At 58.0% G+C, this 17,940-nt stretch carries 17 protein-coding genes and 1 tRNA gene; 3 read left to right on the top strand and 15 right to left on the bottom strand.

Going from position 1 to position 17,940, the window contains the following annotated elements; genetic code table 11:
* Positions 1-218 precede the first annotated feature (218 nt).
* The 7 genes from QP970_RS11205 to QP970_RS11175 form a co-directional block, all read right to left on the bottom strand.
* A complete protein-coding gene (locus QP970_RS11205; protein WP_239275837.1) occupies positions 219-1,079 on the bottom strand; it encodes an HtaA domain-containing protein in 861 nt (286 codons plus the stop codon).
* 87 nt (positions 1,080-1,166) lie between these two features.
* Complete coding sequence (locus tag QP970_RS11200; RefSeq protein WP_239270021.1) at positions 1,167-1,808, bottom strand: biliverdin-producing heme oxygenase; 642 nt, start codon at positions 1,806-1,808, stop codon at positions 1,167-1,169.
* 232 nt (positions 1,809-2,040) lie between these two features.
* Complete coding sequence (locus tag QP970_RS11195) at positions 2,041-3,099, bottom strand: HtaA domain-containing protein (protein ID WP_239270022.1); 1,059 nt, start codon at positions 3,097-3,099, stop codon at positions 2,041-2,043.
* Positions 3,092-3,886 (bottom strand): heme ABC transporter ATP-binding protein, encoded by a 795-nt coding sequence (locus QP970_RS11190; protein WP_239270023.1) that lies wholly within the window; start codon positions 3,884-3,886, stop codon positions 3,092-3,094. Before QP970_RS11190 ends, QP970_RS11195 begins: the two co-directional genes overlap by 8 nt.
* Positions 3,886-4,935, bottom strand: coding sequence for a FecCD family ABC transporter permease (locus QP970_RS11185; RefSeq protein WP_239270024.1), 1,050 nt, complete (start codon positions 4,933-4,935; stop codon positions 3,886-3,888). Before QP970_RS11185 ends, QP970_RS11190 begins: the two co-directional genes overlap by 1 nt.
* Positions 4,916-5,962 (bottom strand): heme/hemin ABC transporter substrate-binding protein, encoded by a 1,047-nt coding sequence (locus QP970_RS11180; RefSeq protein ID WP_239270025.1) that lies wholly within the window; start codon positions 5,960-5,962, stop codon positions 4,916-4,918. Before QP970_RS11180 ends, QP970_RS11185 begins: the two co-directional genes overlap by 20 nt.
* 10 nt (positions 5,963-5,972) lie before the next feature.
* A complete protein-coding gene (locus tag QP970_RS11175) occupies positions 5,973-7,853 on the bottom strand; it encodes an HtaA domain-containing protein (RefSeq protein WP_284869943.1) in 1,881 nt (626 codons plus the stop codon).
* 120 nt (positions 7,854-7,973) lie between these two features.
* Between QP970_RS11175 and QP970_RS11170 the strand changes: the two genes are divergently transcribed.
* Positions 7,974-8,435, top strand: a complete 462-nt coding sequence (locus QP970_RS11170; RefSeq protein WP_239270027.1) for a hypothetical protein — start codon at positions 7,974-7,976, stop codon at positions 8,433-8,435.
* Positions 8,436-8,507: 72 nt separating this feature from the next.
* Here the strand turns inward: QP970_RS11170 and QP970_RS11165 are convergent.
* The 4 genes from QP970_RS11165 to QP970_RS11150 form a co-directional block, all read right to left on the bottom strand.
* Positions 8,508-8,595, bottom strand: a tRNA-Ser gene (locus QP970_RS11165).
* A gap of 93 nt (positions 8,596-8,688) precedes the next feature.
* Positions 8,689-8,889: a CsbD family protein gene (locus QP970_RS11160; RefSeq protein WP_239270028.1), complete on the bottom strand. Its 201-nt coding sequence runs from the start codon at positions 8,887-8,889 to the stop codon at positions 8,689-8,691.
* 41 nt (positions 8,890-8,930) lie between these two features.
* Positions 8,931-9,395 carry a nucleoside deaminase gene (locus QP970_RS11155; protein WP_370657800.1) on the bottom strand — a complete coding sequence of 155 codons (465 nt, stop codon included), beginning with the start codon at positions 9,393-9,395 and terminating at the stop codon, positions 8,931-8,933.
* A gap of 4 nt (positions 9,396-9,399) precedes the next feature.
* Complete coding sequence (locus tag QP970_RS11150; RefSeq protein WP_284869942.1) at positions 9,400-9,879, bottom strand: tRNA adenosine deaminase-associated protein; 480 nt, start codon at positions 9,877-9,879, stop codon at positions 9,400-9,402.
* 39 nt (positions 9,880-9,918) lie between these two features.
* On the opposite strand from QP970_RS11150, the gene QP970_RS11145 reads away from it, so the two are divergent.
* Complete coding sequence (locus tag QP970_RS11145; RefSeq protein WP_239270031.1) at positions 9,919-10,947, top strand: prephenate dehydrogenase; 1,029 nt, start codon at positions 9,919-9,921, stop codon at positions 10,945-10,947.
* Here QP970_RS11145 and QP970_RS11140 read toward each other — a convergent pair.
* From QP970_RS11140 to istA, 4 genes are all read right to left on the bottom strand, one after another.
* Positions 10,944-12,059, bottom strand: coding sequence for a trypsin-like serine protease (locus QP970_RS11140; RefSeq protein ID WP_239270032.1), 1,116 nt, complete (start codon positions 12,057-12,059; stop codon positions 10,944-10,946). The two genes, QP970_RS11145 and QP970_RS11140, sit on opposite strands and share 4 nt — an antisense overlap.
* 1 nt (position 12,060) lies before the next feature.
* The gene (locus tag QP970_RS11135) at positions 12,061-12,990 is read right to left on the bottom strand and encodes a DUF418 domain-containing protein (protein ID WP_284869941.1); all 930 of its coding nucleotides are present in this window, start codon (positions 12,988-12,990) and stop codon (positions 12,061-12,063) included.
* 1,675 nt (positions 12,991-14,665) lie between these two features.
* Positions 14,666-15,433, bottom strand: coding sequence for an ATP-binding protein (locus tag QP970_RS11130; protein WP_239270034.1), 768 nt, complete (start codon positions 15,431-15,433; stop codon positions 14,666-14,668).
* On the bottom strand, positions 15,434-17,008 hold the full coding sequence (gene istA, locus QP970_RS11125) for an IS21 family transposase (protein WP_239275835.1): 1,575 nt from the start codon (positions 17,006-17,008) through the stop codon (positions 15,434-15,436).
* Positions 17,009-17,176: 168 nt separating this feature from the next.
* Here istA and QP970_RS11120 point away from each other — a divergent pair, with 168 nt between their 5' ends.
* Positions 17,177-17,596: a helix-turn-helix domain-containing protein gene (locus tag QP970_RS11120; RefSeq protein WP_349819922.1), complete on the top strand. Its 420-nt coding sequence runs from the start codon at positions 17,177-17,179 to the stop codon at positions 17,594-17,596.
* Positions 17,597-17,940 lie beyond the last annotated feature (344 nt).

Here is a 17,940-nt window from a genome sequence, read left to right as displayed (position 1 = left end):
CCTTCGCATTCGCGTAGTCGGACGGATTTAACTTCGCCCTAGTGTAGTTGCCGTGCCCCTTATTCCCTATTACTTAGCCACCGTGCGGCCCTTATTCACAGACGATGCCAAGGCGGCGGGCCAAAAAGAACCGTGGCCGCCCAATGCAGTCAAAGACTAGATCGGGTGGCCACGGCGGAGCGGCTTAGACGATGCAGCCGCGAGAGAGCGCGCGCTATTTAAACGAACTTCGACAAGCTCAGGCCGGGAAGAACGAGGTCAGAGAAGAAGGCGCTGATTTTCTTTACCCGCGCGATAATAGCAGCGATGGTCTCGCCTAGGTTGCCTGAGGAAGAACCGTGGAAAGAAGAGCCGTCGTCTGCAGCGTCGTCGCCCGAAGGCTTCTTTTCTGGGGTTACCTGGTCAGATGGTTTAGGGTTTTCGGAGGCGCCGTCGAATGCCACGGTGAGATCCGTGTTGGCATCGTCAAGCGGTTGCCCCACCGGGTACTTGCCCAAAAAGATGTCGGAGCCCGTCTGGGTCAGCGAGGTGGGGGCATCAGTTGTGGCGTGAGTCTTGCCGGTTTCCGGTACCAAGGGCTCAGTGAGCGTGAAGGTAGAGATTGCGGCGTCATCACCGGACATTTCAACCGGCTCGTTCTTCAGCGGGCCCGAGGCGCCCGTAAGCTTATAGTCCGCAGTGATAGTGGCGTTGTGGCCTTCTACCTCCACCTTGATATCTGAGAACGTGAGGTCGACGCCGTAGGAACCATTAGGCCCAAAGCCTGGATAGCCTTGAATCTGCACGGATCCCTGAGTGCCTATAGTGCCGTTTCCCTCTGCATCCACCGTGGTGTGGGCCGCATCGACGGGGAAGGTGAAGTCCTTTCCTACCTTCTCCGCACCTCCGGTGGTATTGACTACGCCTTTGGCGAGAGGGCTGGTGTCCACGTGGTGAATGAAGGATTCCTTGATGGGCCAGTTCAATTGGCCGGATTCCACGGCGGGGACAGTGGCTGGAGCCTCATCGGCAGAGGCTACTGGGGCGGTGACGGCGCCGAGCGCAACCGCGCCAATAGCGATGACGGATGTTGTTTTCATGAATTTCTCCTCTTGAGAGCAGTGGTAAAGCTTCGCCTTAGTGAATTAGGCGAGCCTTACCTTAATTAATAAATTGGAAAAAGTAAATCAGTGGCGTTTATCAAGCTCGGCGAATATCCCCGAGTTGAAGGCGAATGCGCGCTGCGCCTCCGAGAGCAAAGACTCGCGCTGTTCCTCGGTTAGCATGAGGCTGTCAAGGCGTTCGCGGTAGCCCTTGCGGTACGGCGGAATCTTGCCAATGGCGCTGAAGTCATAAAAGTTCAGCGCATCCGGTTCGATGTCATAGAGGGTGCCGAGGCGCGCGGCAATCACCTGGCCGCCGGAGACGTCACCGAGATACCGGACATAGTGATGGGCCACCACTTCTACCGCACTGCCGGATACTTCTTCTAGGCGGGCAACGTAGGATGCTGTGGCCGGCAGGATCCGGATCTTTTCGCGCCAGTCGCCGCCGACGAGCGCCGCCAAATCCGCCTCTAGAGCGAAGCGCCGCTCCAAGCGTGGATCGGCCACCGCACCGGCGATTGAAGTTTGCGCCACGCCGCGGACGGCGCGCTCCAAAGACTCATAGACAAACCACAATTGGCCACTCAGATCGGCAGCGGCCTCAGCGCTCAGCCGACCTGACATAAGTCGCTGCATAAACGCCGAGCCCTCCGCGTTCTCATGGGCGTGAGCGGTCTCCTCGCGCAATGCGACGGATAATGGTTTCTTGAGTGTCACAGTCACTGACTTCCTCCAAAGTAACGCTTACCTAACTTCTAAATATAAATTTAAGGTTAGGCAACCCTTATTTACAAGACTTGTGGGGAGAAATCAACCAAAAGGACTAACTCCCTACCCCACCGCCTGCGGTACGCACGGCGCGGCACCGTCCTTAAAAGGGTTTTGCGCGCGGCGTTGAGATGGCTGCCGGCACAGCGTGCTTAGCTGACCCCCTATTCCTGGATCAGCGGTGCTTTTATCGGTGGAGAAGGGCACGCACGCTATCAAGGGCGCCCGACTTTATAAACGCCTGCCCAAGGATGGCAAACATGCTGCCAATGGTTACCACGCCCAAGATGTAGTTCCACACCTTGGCAAAGCTAGAACCTGAGGGAGCGTCCTCCTCTGGTTGCTGGGTTCCCGGCTTCTTAGACTCCGAAGTCTCGGGGCTCTTTGGGGTCTCCGGCTTCTTCGGCGGTGCCGGGATCTGCGAGGTCGCTGGTGACTGCGGAGCTGGATTGCCCTTCGGTGGCTGACTCTGTGGCTTCTCTTCCTTTTCCGGCGCAGCTACCGGCGGCTGCGGAGCAGGTTCGTTCTGCGGAGTTTCTTCCTTCTTCTGGCCACAGCCCGGGGAAACCCTGAGGGTTAAGTGGGCATCATCAAGCTCAGGCTTGCTCTCTGAGCTATACATGCCCATGAAAAGTTGGTCTACGCCCTCGATTTTTCCATCTTTTGTTCCCTGCTGCTCCTTGTACCGCACATCGCTGGCGGAAAGGGTGAGTGTATCGCCCTCCTTGGTCCATTGCGCCGTGCCGTGGCCAAAGATCCCGTCCCCGGTGCGCTTATTGGCGTCGATGCGGTCGTCCTCGGTGTATTGAAACATATTCTTACCCTCTACGTGATAGACCTCGTAGCCGGAACCGAGCTGGGCTTCATTTCCGGAGGTCTTGATGAAAGGTGCCACTACCGTGGAATGTAGAGCGCCGTGGTGACCGGTGAACGTGATCGAAGAGTCTTTGCTCTCGATGTTGGACGACACCACATTGCCGTCCTCATCTACCGTTACCGTAGAGGTTGCAGGATCGACGTCGAAGCCGAAAGAGAAATCCTTCCCCTTAGGATCACCGGTTTGCGTCACTGGACCACTAGTGGACCAATCACCAGCAGCGAAACCGGATTTGAGGTAGGAACGCCACGAGTGCTTAATGCCCCAATTCAAGGAACCGGATTCGATGGTGCAGGTTTCTTCCGCAGAAGCGTGTGGCACGGTAAGGGCGGTCGCCGCGAGAGCGGTGACCAGTGCTTTTTTAAACATGGAAATCCTCCAATTTATGTGAAAAGAGTGGGTTGATGGTGGGCGTGGCACGCTGTGGATGTACCCGCAGTCCATCGACGGATATTGGCCAGCCATACACTTGAGACAATGTGGGACTGGTAAAGACCTCATCTACGCGCCCTTGGGCTGCTAATCCCCCGCACGACAGGCATACGACGCGATCGCAATATGCAGCTGCAGCGTTGAGGTCATGGAGCACCACGAGGACGGCAACACCGGCCTCGCGGGCGAGGGCTTTGACTGAACCCAGCAGTTGTTCTTGGTGCCGAATATCGAGCGCGGCCGTTGGCTCATCGAGCAAGATAACCGGGGTATTTTGGGCAAGCACGCGTGCGAAGGCCGCGCGGGCGCGCTCACCGCCAGACAACGTGCTGATGTCTCGGCCAGCTAGGTGCGCAACGCCGGCGGCATCGAGGGCGGCGTGAATAAAGTCATCGTCAAGGTCTGCATAGGCAGTTCCTTCCCACGGGCGGCGCCCCATCGCAACGACATCGCGGACGAGGAATTCAAACGACACCGAGACATCCTGGAGCATCACCGCACGCGTGCGGGCGAGCTCTCGCGCTGGTGCCTTGGGCGAAAGCCCACCCACGGTGATCTCACCGGAATAATCAATGTCTCCGGCCACGGCGGCAAGTACCGTGGATTTACCGGCACCGTTCGGACCGATAAGCCCGGTAACTTCGCCCGCTTGGGCAGCAAAGGACACTTGATCCACAAGGGTATGTTCCCCCACCCGGACGGTTAAGTCTTTGACGTTTATCATCAGTGCACTCCTTTGCGCATCATGCGGCGCAGCAAGATGAAAAACGTTGGACCGCCCACCAGAGCGGTAAAAATTCCGATGGGAAGATCCGCAAAAGGAATCATCGTGCGCGCTGCCACGTCGGCGAAACCAATAAGCACAGCGCCGCCCAGGGCGGAGGCGGGCAGTAGGATGCGGTTTTCTGGCCCGACGATGCTGCGCAGCAGGTGGGGAACGATGAGCCCCACAAAGCCAATGAGGCCGGCGAAGGAGACGGCCGCTGCAGTCAGCACTGCCGATGCCACGATCGCCACGATGCGCAGACGCGGCACGTTCACGCCGGTATGCGCGGCGGCGCGCTCGCCGAGCGCGAGGACGTCTAGCTGCTTGCCTAAGCGCAGGGCCACTGCGAGGCCTACCACCACGATGGGAAGTACCGCCCACACGTGTTTCCACTGCGAGCCGTTGAGGGAGCCCATCTGCCAGAAGACGATCGCTTCGCGGTTGGCGGTCGGCGCCAGGTACACCATGAAGGAGATGATGGCGTTGCATACCGCATTGATGGCGATGCCGGTGAGAATCAGGTGCACTACGGCCACGCGCCCGTTGTACCGCGCCAGCTGATAAATAATGAAGGTAACCAGTAACGCGGTCAGGAAGGCTGCCGCGGGAACAGTAAAGGTACCGAAGAACTCGATATTGAAGACAATGACCACGGCCGCACCAACGCCCGCACCAGAGGTAACGCCGATGATGGAAGGTTCTGCAAGGGGGTTGGCAAATACCGCCTGCATCAGCGTGCCGGCCACCCCCAAGGCCGCGCCCACCACGAGCCCTAAGACCAAGCGTGGCAGGCGGATGTCCCACACCACGCTTGCGGTCAAGGAATCCTGCGCGTGCCCGGCTGCCAAAATGGGGAAGAGATCAGACAGGGGTACGTAGTATTGCCCCAGCACGACGGAAATGAGCGCCGCGAGAACGGTGAGGATCCCCAGCAGTACGAATACCCAGGCGCGCTGAGTGCGGCGGCGCGCGAAGGTATCCGTCTCCTTACTCATTGTCTGGGTCATACACAGCCTTTGCTAGCTTCACCAGCGTCTGACCGGTCATGGGACCGAATGCCAGCGATTGACCGTCCGGAATGGTCACGATGCGCTTCTTCTGGCCGGCGGTGGTCTGAGCAACACCAGGCCTCTCCAGCAAGCCATCAATTCCGCCGGTGGATTCCAGGCCATTGGTCATCATGATGATCACCTCCGGGTTGATGCGCGCCAATGCCTCCGCGTTAGCGGGTTCTGCATGAGAAAGGTTGTTTTCTGCCGCCAGATCCACGCCGCCGATGCCTTCAATCAGGTCTTGTGCACCGGTGCCGTCACCCATGATGAAGAAGACGCCGCCGTTTCCGCGCGCATAGAGGAACGCCATCCGCATCGGATCATCGGGAACGAGTTCCTTGATGGCTTCCTTTGCCTCGTCGATTTCTTTGGTGGAACGATCCGCCAGCTCGCGTGCTTCGTCGGGCAAGCCGAGGGCATCGCCAAGCGCGGTGATGTCCTCGCCCACGGAATCAATGGTGCGCTCAGGTTCCATCACCACGGTGGTGACGCCCGCCGCGCGGATTTGATCGATGGCATCGCGCGGGCCAATGGAATGATCCACAATGACGAGCGTCGGCTGGAGCTCCAGCACCGCCTCCACGTTGATGTTGTGGCCGCCTTCGGTCACTACTGGGAGATCCGCCAAGTTGGGCTCGGTAGAAGAAATCGTGCGGCCGACGATATTATCCGCAAGCCCCAAGCCGCTCAGGGTCTTGGTATAGGTGCCATAGATATCCAACGCGAGGATGCGGGAAGTATCGGTGACGGTGACGTCATTACCATCGGCATCGGTAAGTTCCACCGGAAGCGCCGGCTCTGCTTTTTCAGTAACCGGCTCGATATCGTCAAAATCTTTGACGTCACTGACACCTTCAAAGGACCTGGGATCGGAGACATCTGCAGGATCCGGTAGCTGATCGGTATAGCTTCCCTGCACACCGCACGCGGTAAGGCTGAAGATGCACAGGAGTGGTACGAGGAAACGAAGAACGAGTTTCACGGCGATCCTTCTAAGAGTTGTTCATGACAAGGCGGCTGGTGGAACCGCCGGCAATGATCAATCCGACGATGAATAGCAGGAGATAGGTAGTCGGGTTATCCATGTTTCCGCTGGGAGAAGTCGCGGACTTGACCTTGAACTTGTTCGAGCCGTCCTCGTATCCCTGCGAGGAATCACCAGCATGCGCTGGGTCCCCGGCTGCGGCATGAGCTCCGCCCTTGGAAGCAGAGCCGCCCTTTCCGTTTCCGCCCGCGCCGGCGCCACCAGATCCAGAACCGGAGCTTGCTCCGCCGCCACCGGATACGGCGCCGCAATCAGCGCTTCCGCCCAAGGTGGCGTGGAAGCTCAATGGATCCAGCTGGGTGCCCGGTTCATAGAACTCAGCGAGGGCTTGGGAGCCGGTTTCAGAAAGCGATACCTCAGCTTCACCGGACACGGCGTCCGTGCCGACGTCGAGAGAAGTAAAGCTCAAGGTGCCAATAACAGCGTGCCCAAAGTCTTTCTTCTTTCCTTCCATATTGGAAGATCGCACGTCAGCGATAAGCTCGCCGGAATTGCCGTTGAAGGTGATTTCCAGGTTGGAGATGTTGAGGTCCAACTTGCCGTGGTGCCCGGTGAACTGCATGCTCCCGCCATACTGCACGGAGCCCGCGCCATCTTTTACGGCACCAGAGTTACCAGTGAATTGGAAACGGCCATTGTCATAGCCAACACCAGAGAGATCCCACCGGCCTTGGGCAATGGATCCGGTGATATAGGATTGGAAGGATTTCTTTAAGCCCCACTGAGCGGTGGCTTGCGTAACCCCAGTAGCCTCACAGACGGCATCGCCCCCGCCAGGTGCTCCCGCGCCCGAATTACCTGAGCCCGGGGCGCCGGAGTTCGCAGATTCGGAGTGCGCAGGACCAGTTCCCGCTGCTTTGCCAGCTCCTGAGGCGCCGCCGCCTCCGCCCGAACCAGAGTTGCTCGGTGATGAATTTCCCGCTGCAGAGTTAGTAGAAGCCGAGTTTCCTCCAGCGGAGTTCGACGTACCCGAAGCAGAACCATCCGAATTCGAGTTTGATCCACCCCGGTTGTTGAAAGACTCCAACTCATCCAGAAACGCCTGGTTATTGCCCATGAACGTAGTAATCCCGTTCATCGTGTCATTGGTTTCAGACAGGATGTCCATGGCTTCCTTGTTAAAGCCCGTGAAGGAACCTGTAATGGACGTCAATGGACGCTTCTCACCCGAACCGGAACCGGAGCCAGATCCGGATCCAGAGCATGATCCGTCGAGAGCAATGCTGCCGGAGGACGGATCTAAGGCTTCACCTGGCTGGTAGAAGCCGGTGAAAAGCTTGGCCCCGCCGGAAGTCAGAGTGGTAGATCCAGACAAATCAACCTTCCCGGCACCATCGTTGACGGGGTTGGCCAGATTAATGGTGGCGATTACCTCATCATTGCCTTGGATCTTTTTACCGCGGCTGAGGTCTTGGCGGTTCATCTCATAGGAGACGTAGTCCACGGAAATCTGCGCCTGCTTACCAGAGGCCTTGACCTTGAAGTCAGACATAGTCATATCCAAGATCCCATCGTGGCCAGTAAAATTCAGCGTTCCATTGAACGGAATCGTGATGTTTCCACCGGATGCATCGGGCTTTCCTGCAGTAAAGACAAACGCGCCTTCGCCCCGTTCATCGCCCGTGAAGCCAATGCCGTTGGCCCCCCAACCACCGTGGGCGATATTGCCTTTGACGTAGCTGCGGAATGACTGCTTGATGCCCCATTTCCATGTGCAGGATTCATCTGCGTGGGCAACCGGGGCAGAAGACAAAAGTGGGGCGAATGCTGCGACGAGGAAAGCCGCGACGATGATGCCGAACGCCGACTTCCACAGTTTTCCAATCATATTGAGAACCTTGTTTTCGTGCCTAAAAATGATATAGGCTAAGCTTGCCTTAGTGAAGTAAGTGTATCCTGACCTAACTTCTTTTGATTGTCAATAAACCACCCCCTATAAGAAACAAAAATGCACAACGATCCCCGCAAAGACATCTTCAACAGCATCTATCCAGATGTCGATCCCACACAGAACTTCCCACTCACGATCGGTGAACGCTTATCCTTAGCGCTTTCCGTCGGCGTATTCATGTTCGGCGGCGTAAGCGGCAGCCTGCTCATCGCCGGCATTGGCCTGACCTTTGTGGTCGCCTGTTCCTTCGCCCTATCTCAAAAGACCCCGCGCCGCATCCGTGCGGAGGCGCGCAGCCGGTTCCCCCGGGAACCGTGGGCCGAACGGCCCAGTCTCCTCGTCCCCGCAGTATGGGCAGTCATCGCAGTAATCGCGGCCCTGGCGTGGTGGTTCACCCCCGTGAAATACCTCGCGTGGAGCGCGGGCACCATAGCCGTCATCGCCGCCGTTGCGACGTGGTTCCTCCCCACCGTGCAGCGCCGCCGCGCCCGGGCTGAACGCACAAAGCAGGACGCTTAAGTCACCCCAACACTCCTTGCCAGAGAAAACAAAAATAGGCCCCGACCTGCATTAACAGTTCGGGGCCTTGCGCGGTGGCGGCGGGATTTGAACCCGCGGTTGGGGGTTACCCAACAATCGCTTTCGAGGCGATCACCTTCGGCCGCTCGGACACGCCACCGCTTTCCAGACTACGGGAGGACCCCCGATGCAACAAAATCGCTGCGCCGGCACTAAGCCAGCGCAGCGATTTCGCTATGAAGGGACTCTAAAATTAGTCCTTCTTCAGGCCACCGATGATGTCGTTGGCCTTGTCCTTGATGCTGTCAGCAGCGTCGGACAGCTTGTCCTTAGCCTCGGAAGCGACCTGGTCGGCCTTGCCCTCGTTGGCTACGTCTTCGTTACCGGTTGCCTCACCAACAGCTTCCTTTGCCTTGCCTGCGAGGTCGTCCTTCTTGTTTTCCAAATCGCCCATTTTCTCTCTCCTTAAATGAGTCGCTTACAGTGTGACAGCTACTATACCCACTTTTCGCGCAGTGTGGTGAAGAATTTTTCTAGCAACGCCACACAGTCCTCTTCAAGCACGCCGCCGCGGACCTGTGGGGTAAAGGGGGCGGTGGGGGCACGCAGGACATCGATAAGCGAGCCGCACGCACCCGTCTTTGGCTCAAACGCGCCAAATACCAGCGAACTTATCCGCGCGGCTTGCAGGGCGCCGGCGCACATGGCGCAGGGCTCCAAGGTGACCACGAGCTCGCAGCCGGTCAGGCGCCAGCCATCGCCGTGGACGCGCACCGCCTGGCGGATGGCCTCGACCTCGGCGTGGGCGGTGGGATCGCGCAATTGCTCGCGACGGTTGACGCCGGTAGCGAGCTCGCGGCCGGTGGCATCATAAAGCACCGCCCCAACCGGCACGTCGCCGGCGGGGGTCTGGCGCGCCACCGCGAGGGCGCGCTGCATGCGTTCCTGCGCGCGCTGCAGGGGCCTAGGCGTTATCAATGACGTCTTCTAGCTCATCCCCAAAGCCCAGGTCGCCGGCAATGCGCAGGAGCATATCGGAGGGCCAATCGTCCTCATCATCGATGATGTAGCCCACCTGATCCTCGGATAGGCCCAGTTCAGCGAAGATATCGAAGTCGCCCTCGCCGTAGGGCTCGGCCTCTTCCGGGTCCACGTCTGGAATCTCATAGTCATTGAGCTCCATGAAGTCCGCGGCAAAGTCATCGTCAACGCCGTAGGTGGCATCCGAAATTAGCAATTTCACCCCGCCGGGCACGGGCCGCACGGCAATGAAGTAGGCGTCCTCGACGCAGAGAAGGGCGAAAGCTGCGCCTTCAGCGCGCAGGGCGCGCACCGCGGTGATGGAGGTTTGCGGGTCCTCAAAGTCATCATCGAAGCTGCGCACGACCCATTGTCCCTCGTTGCGGGCGACGGTAACCGCGAAAGAGTAATTTTCGTTGCTCATACCTCGTGAGATTAGTCGTGTTGTGCCACAATTGTCACCGTGAGTTCTCAAGATGTTCAACGCCCCATCTGCATTATCGGCCTCGGCCTCATCGGTGGTTCCTTGCTACGCGATCTCGCGGGCTATAACCACGACGTATTTGGATACAACCACTCGACGTCCGCCGCCCGCACCGCAGTCAAACAGGGTTTTGACGTCAATGATGATTTGCCGGCGGTGCTTAACCGCGCCGAGGTTGAAGAGGCGCTCATTGTGATCGCCGTTCCCATGACCGCGGTGGGCAGCGTCTTGGATGCCATTCAGGAACACGCCCCTAGCTGCGGCATTACGGACGTGGTCTCTGTGAAGACCCCCGTGCGTCAGCAGGTCTGTGACCGCGGCATGGAGGATCGCTACGTGGGCGGGCACCCCATGGCGGGTACCTCGAAATCGGGGTGGGATCACTCCCAGGCGGGGCTTTTCCGCCGCGCCGCGTGGGGCATTACCTACGATTACGCCGCCGAGTATGAGGCGCGCGGGGAAAAGGTTCCTAAGAAATGGATTGAGACTTTTACGGACGTCGTGCGCATGACCCAGATGGTGCATGCAGAGGCCGTGCCCATCCGCGTGGCCAACCACGATGCGGCGGTCGCCCGCATTTCCCACCTGCCGCATATCTTTGCGGAGACCCTGGCCACGGTGGGCGATAATGGCGGCATTTTGGCGCAGTCCTTGGCCGCCGGTTCCTTCAAGGATGCGACCCGGGTGGCAAGCACCCGCCCGGATCTCGTGCGGCAGATGTGCGAGACCAATGCCCCGGCCTTGGTGGAGGCCTTGGATGAGGCGCTGGAGCTGCTTCACGATGCCCGGGAGAAGCTCGCCGCCCCCAAGCCTTCCATCGCTGAGCTTGCCGATGCCGGCTACCGCGCCCGCACCCGCATCGAAGCTAGGTCGGGCGCGCGCAAGGAATCGGTCTCCCCGGTCAAGATTTCCTCCCGCCCGGTGCTGCGCCTGCACCCCGGCGGCCCGAAGTGGGTGGCGCAGCTGCGCCAGACCGAATCCTTGGGCGGGCGCATCGAGATTTTTTAGCGGCGCGACGTGCGGGCGACACCGTTGCCAGCACCGCTAGCGAAGGTGCGCGCGGCCGCCGCGGCACCGATAAGGCCAATGGCCGCTACCGTGAAGTAGATCCACGGGCGGTCGCCGCTGGTCTGTGGCGTTGCCTGCGGAGTAGGCGTGGTCTCCGCGGTCAAGATGGCGTCCTTATCCTTGCCGCTGATTACGCCGTCTACCCAGTCCTTGGCGCCTGCGAGCGTGGTGATAGCCGCGCTTGGGGAGGGCAGATCCGGGTCCGCATTGGAGGTACCCGCGGTAGCAAGGCCCGCAAGCTTTCCGCCCACGAAGAACGGTCCGCCAGAATCGCCACCCTGCATGCCGGCATTACCGGTGGAGTGGACATCGAGGATTGGGCTGCTGATCATCGGGGCCATGCCGCCTTGGCTAGGCTGCATTACTTCCCCACCGTTGCCGTCAGGCTTGACAATCTGCGGCTGCTCGGCGCCCGGCTTGGTGGCACCTGGCGAGACCACCTTGGGCTTATCCGATCCCGAACCAGATCCTGGCATCTTGACGCCCGGCATGGCTTCCTCAGCGGGCACGGACTCGTAGCCTTCTGGGGCTTCCTTGTCGGCGCCTGGCTTCTGTGCGGAGTCATCGCTTGGCCCGCCGCCCAGGATTTCGGAGACCTTCATCTCTGCCATCGGCAGCTGGCCCTTGCGCGCCATGGAGGAGCTGCTGCTCCAGCCATACAGGGTGCCAAGGTCGCCGGTCTCTGGAATATCGGTGGAGATCTTGGCTGGTTTGATATCGGTGACGGGCTCGGTGAGGTGGAGGAGTCCGGCATCGGAAAGCGGGGATAGCGCCCACGAATCCGCGTCATAGACCTTGCCTCCCAGGCGGGCCTGGGTGCCTTCGTTATTGACAGACTGCAGGCAGTGGCGGGCGGTAAGCACCCACTGCTTATCCACCAGCGTGCCGGTGCAGTCGCCGAAGTTGCCTATGCGGCCCATCTTGAGCGCAGCGACGGTCTGGGACTCGGCGTTATCGGGGGCGGGTTCGCCGTGCTCAAGGGCGCTGGCGGGGGCCGCCAGCATCCCGATGATGCCAGCGGTGGTCAAGGCGGTAGCAAATTTACGCGACATGTTAGTCCTTCTTTCCAGCAGGAACGGCGAGTTTAACGGCGATGGAGACGGCCTTTTCAAGCGGGCCTTGGCCCAGGAATTTCCGCCAGATGGTGGCAAGCACGAGGAATAGGCCAATAAATGCCCACGCCCACGCGGTGTTGTGCAGTGAGATGTGGCTTTGCCAGTAATAAGCGGAAAGCACGTGCAAGACATAGAAGGTCAGGGACATCGTGCCCATTGCGGCCAAGGGGTAGACGAGCTTGGGTACTGCGCTGCCGATGAGCAGACACAGGTGCAGCACCACGGCTGCCACTGCAACGGAGAGCAGGATTTCGCCCGCGACACCGGTGTGGCCGGTAAAGCGCAGCCAGCTGGGAATATCCGGCTCGAAGCGGAAGTAGGTGCCAACCGCGGCAATCACCGCGCTGACCGCGGTAACAATCCACTGCAGCACCGTCCGGAAGCTACCTGGGCGGATGTAGACCTCAAAGAGCAGCATGCCGGCGATGAAATACGCGATCCATGCCAGCAGCGGATAGACCTGCGGCAGGGTAAACGGCGCGTAGTGCACGGTTGAGGCGATGGCGGCGACGAAGAAGAGGGCCAGCTTCCACCACACGTTCAGCGGTGGCACCCAGGAGACCACCATCATGGTGATACCCATGGCAACGAGCACGACCTGAATCTGCCCGCCAACCGGCAGCAGCGCCAGTCCGATAAGCGTAATGATGGCGCCACGGGCAATCAGGCGCAGCAGCGTCTGTACGGAATAGTTCTTGCCGATGAGCATCATCGTCACGCCGGCGACAATGGCAAATAGGGCGGCCGGAAGGCCCGACAATATGACCTTGGTGCTCCATACCAACGAGGCCATGTGCAAAATAATCATGCCAATAATGGCAAGTGAACGAGCCAAATCCAGCCCAACGATGCGCGATGATGTACTCACCTAGCACTCTCCTTCACGATGTGATGGGACGCAGCGGTCTTCACTACGGCCCATGTTTTTAACGACTCTCTTTTTCTACAACGCGAGTCTGGTAGGTTGCTGTATCAACACTTTACATGCCCTGTACCTTATAAATGCCGTTATTGGCCTGGTCAATCCTGCAATCCCACTTTCCCGCAACCGCACACGATCGCACCCAATTTCGCGGCGGCAACACACTCCGGAGAGCCCACCGCAGCGCGCATCATTGCCAACTGCGCGCATTTAATTCACCCCAGAAACCCGCACCTACCTGCCATTTTGCTATAGATAGCCTATTGCCCTCTCCATACCTAAACCCTGATAATTTCTTTCCTGCCAGAACGCTTCCTGGCACCTATGAAAAGCGCTCAAACTGCCTGGCAAATGGTCACGAAGTTGGGTCACTCTTCGTTTCTCCTCCCTAAATCAGCCGAGGTTGCGTCCACTAGTGTGGTGTATCTGTAACCCGTGGTAGGGCCTGACCCCAGAAAGTGGAGACACCACGCTTTCGGACGCAACCTACAGGGAGAGGAGCTTGAGGTTTGGAAAATTAAGACCTCAAAAATCGGGCCCCCAATAAACAACCGAGCCAAAAACAACTAACCGGATTACTCTCGCTTACGGAAGTTATGGGCCCTGCGCCAGACTGCGTAAGTTCCCGCAAGAAAAATAACCGCAAAAACTCCGGCAACCTTAAAATAAAATAAGCCGTTTTCTAGCCTGCGGAAGATGTCTGACGATGAGGTAGAATCCGTCTCGGCCAAGGTCTTAGCAACATATATCGCATTCAACCCGCCGATAACATAACCGAGACAGAGCAACAGTGATACACAAATCGCAATCTTTAACAGAACCCCTAAGGATGAATTGCGTGACACTGTTCTCCTTTATATTCTCCCATTACAAATAGACGTGCACATTCGGCATTGCCCTTAACTTCAAAATTTGAAATCCTCCATCGTGCGCATGACCGAAGGAGCAATCGTTGTGAGTTTTACCTTTGCGCGTCACATGGATCCCGTTTTCGTCCCTGTTTTGGCAGTTTCCACCAAAGACGGTTTTGAGCCCTTCTTGTCCCCCTATACTGTTTCCGCTTGAGCCATTCCGGACGAGGCAGGAAGTAGCAGCCGAGAAGACAAAAGAGAAGCGGCAGTTTTTAATGTTTTGTTTATAACTTTCCTTTCCGTACGCGACGACTTACTTAAAGTAACATAAATTGACACTCTTGGTAACGATTGTCATCATCCCGATCCTGGCACCCATTACTGGTGTTAGCAGTTCGGGCCCGACCCCAGATGATGGACACTGCGAGACTCGGGCCTTTTGCCGTTTAACCCGCCTCTTGAGTTCAGAGGGTCGTTGCAACACTTTCCCTTAGGAGGGTGTTGTTGTGCCTGGAGTTGTTGGCCCGTTTCATTCGTTGTCTGAGTCGGATCGTCGTAGCTTGGTGGCCATGGTTGGCAGTGGACGTAGCGTTCGCTCGGCTGCTGGTGAGCTTGGTGTTAGCGGACATGAAAAACTGACCGGAGGCGGACATGAAAAAGTCCGCCTATGGCCATGAGAAACTGACCAGTGGCGGACACGACGGGGGTGGGGCGTGTTCGAAGGGTTGTCTTAGCCGGACGGGGTGTGTATGCGAACTATGCCCTATGGGTTAGCGCTTTGTTGTGGCGTCGATGTAGCGCTGGGATTCTCCTTCGGTTTGGATGACGATGGCGTGGTGCATTAGCCGGTCGATGGCGGCGTTGATCTGTGTGGGGCGTACCTGCGGCATGAGGTCGGCGAACCGTGACGGATGCGAGTTCGAGGTAATCGCCAGCGAGGTGTGCTGGTAGGTCGCTTCAATAAGCGCGAGGAATCCGTTGGCTTCAGCGACGGTAACGTCGAAGTATCCCACGTCGTCAAGGATGACTAAGTCCAGTTTGGCGAGTTTCGAAAAGCCTTTATGCGGGTCCAAGTCCGCAGCGTGCCGGTTAATGAGCTGGCCGAGGTTCTTCATTGTGAGCCACTTGACCTTCTTGCCGCGTTTAATCAGCTCGACTGCAAGTGCTTCGGTGAGCATGGATTTGCCAGTGCCTTGTGGCCCGCACAAAACGAGGTTGTCGTGGCGGTCCACCCAGTCTAGGGCTTTGAGGTGTTCTTGGCGTTCTACTGGGATGGTAGACCTGGCTGGGTCCCACGCGGCGAAACTTACCCCGGTAGGAAGTCCAGCATTTTTACGCCTGGTGACTAGCGCTGACTTGGCCCTGCTGAGTGCTTCTGCTTCGACAATGGTGCCTAGAAATTCTTCCAGGCGCCGGCGGTGAGCGTCATTGTCACATGATTGAAGGTAGTCAATGGCGGCACTTTTAAGCCCGGGTACTCGAAGCCTGGTTAGTTGTGCGGCAAGCCCTGCGGGAAGCTGGTAGTTGGGTGCGCTCATTTAGAACCATGCCTCCTCGTGCTCGTCGGCCTCGTGGTGTGAGGTCTCAGGTGGTGTGGGTGTGTAGAACCCGTCCCAGGAGTTCGAGGCATGTTCGATGGTTTCAGGTTCTGGGCCCTCGATATTAAAGGCCGTGCCGATTTTGGCAGCTAGGGCGTTGACTGGGTAGTTATCTGCCATGGCTTCGATATCGGTGCTGGTGATAAGGCCCGCGTCGATCGCGGCGCGAGCGATGTCATCAGCGAACCACTTCCCGCGCGTAGCGGCCAGCGTGACGAACAAACTCATGGTGTGTTTGATTTGCGGTGCGTGGTGGGCAACCCCGAAGCGCAGCCACGCTTCGGCACCGGGTCCGATGGCAAGGAAGTCTTTTTCTAGTTTCGAGCGAGGATTGACCTTGTAGTGGCCAGGCTCAGGCCGCTGGAAGGAGAAATGGTTCGGGTCAATCCGGCTGTCGCCGCGGACTCCTTTGACATGGCGTGCGACTTCTTCCACCCCGTCGATGTCGTGGAAGTAGATTACGACCTCATTGACGTCTGGGCTGGATTGTTCTGTGATGTAGACTTGCCGGCCCATGAGTTCTTCAGGCACTGAGTACACCGCGTGCTGGTAGGTGATCATGGGCGTATTCGCCGGCACTTTCCGCAGTTCACCGAAGACACTAGGATGCGTGTCCACAGGCAGTGGGCCGAGGTGTTTAGCTTCGACTTCACGCAGTACTTCTGCAGGAACAAGCCCGGTTGTACGGTGTGGTCGGGCGTTGATCTTGTCCATAAATGCCTGGCATGCTGCTTCGAGCTGGCCGAAGGTCTCGTAGGCGTCCACGAGATTCGTATCGCGGGGAAGGATGTCGTCTTTGGCTAGGCGTACGGCGTATTCGACTCCGCCTTTCGTGGCAGGGTCTGCCGGTGCACAGAATTGGATACTAACGCGGTAGTGCGACATGAACGATTCCATTGTCGGATTGAACTCCGGCAGGCTTGCGTGACGGCCTACAACTACGGTTTTCTCATTATCCGTGAGCACAAAGTCGGGTACTCCGCCGATAGCCCGAAAGCACCGGTCTAAGGCAGCGAGTACGGTAGTCATCTTTCGGTTACGCAGGGCAAAGACGACGCGGAATCGCGAGTAGGCAACCCAGGCAACAAACAGCACGGTCTTCTTGCCATCGACTACTGGGCCGTCGCCGAAGTCGTACTGGAGCCATTTGCCTGGTGCGGTTACCCAAGGCTGGTGTGCGCGCCGCGATGACGAGAGGCGGTATTCCTGTTTGAGTGTCGCGACGATGCGACGCGTGGTGCGCTGGCTTCCTTCAAAACCACGGTCCAGCAAAGCCTCGTGGACCACGTCGGCGCGGATCTTTCCGCCCGAGTTGGTGATCAGTTCCTTGATGAATCCACGGTGCGCATCCGTAATCGACGGACGTGGCCCACGCGCTGGCGGTGCGTCAGCGTGAGCGCGCACCACGCGTAGAACCGTGTTGTGCGAGACGTTGAGCTCGTCGGCGACAGCACGCGCATTTTTTAAAATGGCGTAGCGAGCCAGAATTTTCTGGCTTCTTCTGGAAGACTGCATAAAGGGTCTTCATCCTTTCGATAGATATGTCCGGCTAGACACTTCTATCGAACACTGGATGAAGACCCCCTTTGTTTTCTACCCCCGGATAAAAACTCCCCAAACCCCTAAATCCCGTGTCCGCCACTGGTCAACTTTTCATGTCCGCCAACACTTGGCTGTCATTACGTGCATGCTTTGAATTTTTGCCATGCTCACGGAGTGCCAGTCATATATAAAGCCAAACGAGTTGATCGCCGCGGTAGCCAGGCTTTACAGCTTGTAGAACTAGTTCAAGGCGGACTTTCGGTACACCAAGCCGCCAAAACGTGTGGAATGCATCCCACCGCTGCGTATGCTGTTGCTATAGAAGCCGGGTGCATATCCGGCAGTGTGGCGGAGTTTGAGCGTTCGATTATTCGTGAGCGTCAGGCCGAAGGTATTGCCAAGGCGAAAGCCCGCGGTGTCTATAAGGGGTGTGCGAAAGTCCTCGACGAGGAACAAGTAGCGCTGGCGCGCACGTGGGTGAGGGAGGGGATTCCGAAAGCAGAGGTTGCCCGCCGCCTCGACATTGGGCGCACCACACTGTATAAGTACCTCAACCAGTAAGGCCTGACGCACCCCGCAATACCGGTTGCTATAGGTATTGCTATGCCGGTTGCTATTTGTAGGGAACGGCCTACGACGTCAGGGAGGTGACCGATGGGTAGACACTCATTGGATACGTCCGGTCGCAAAAGAAAAGACCTTGACGTCACGAAGCTTAAGCGGCTCGATGTGGCAATCAAGGTCATAGCACTTGTGACCGTAACGGTGAAGCTAGTTAACGCCTTGCTTCACTTGGGTCTTTAGGTCCGATAACCTCAACCAACTTGGTGGGGTTGCCCGCAAATCGTGGACACGTAGTGGAGCTACCTAGTGGTTAGGCAGCGATTTTTTCTTCGTTTCTGGTT

Source organism: Corynebacterium sp. MSK073 (assembly GCF_030232085.1).
Lineage (GTDB): Bacteria > Actinomycetota > Actinomycetes > Mycobacteriales > Mycobacteriaceae > Corynebacterium.
This window is presented reverse-complemented; position numbering and strand designations above follow the sequence as displayed.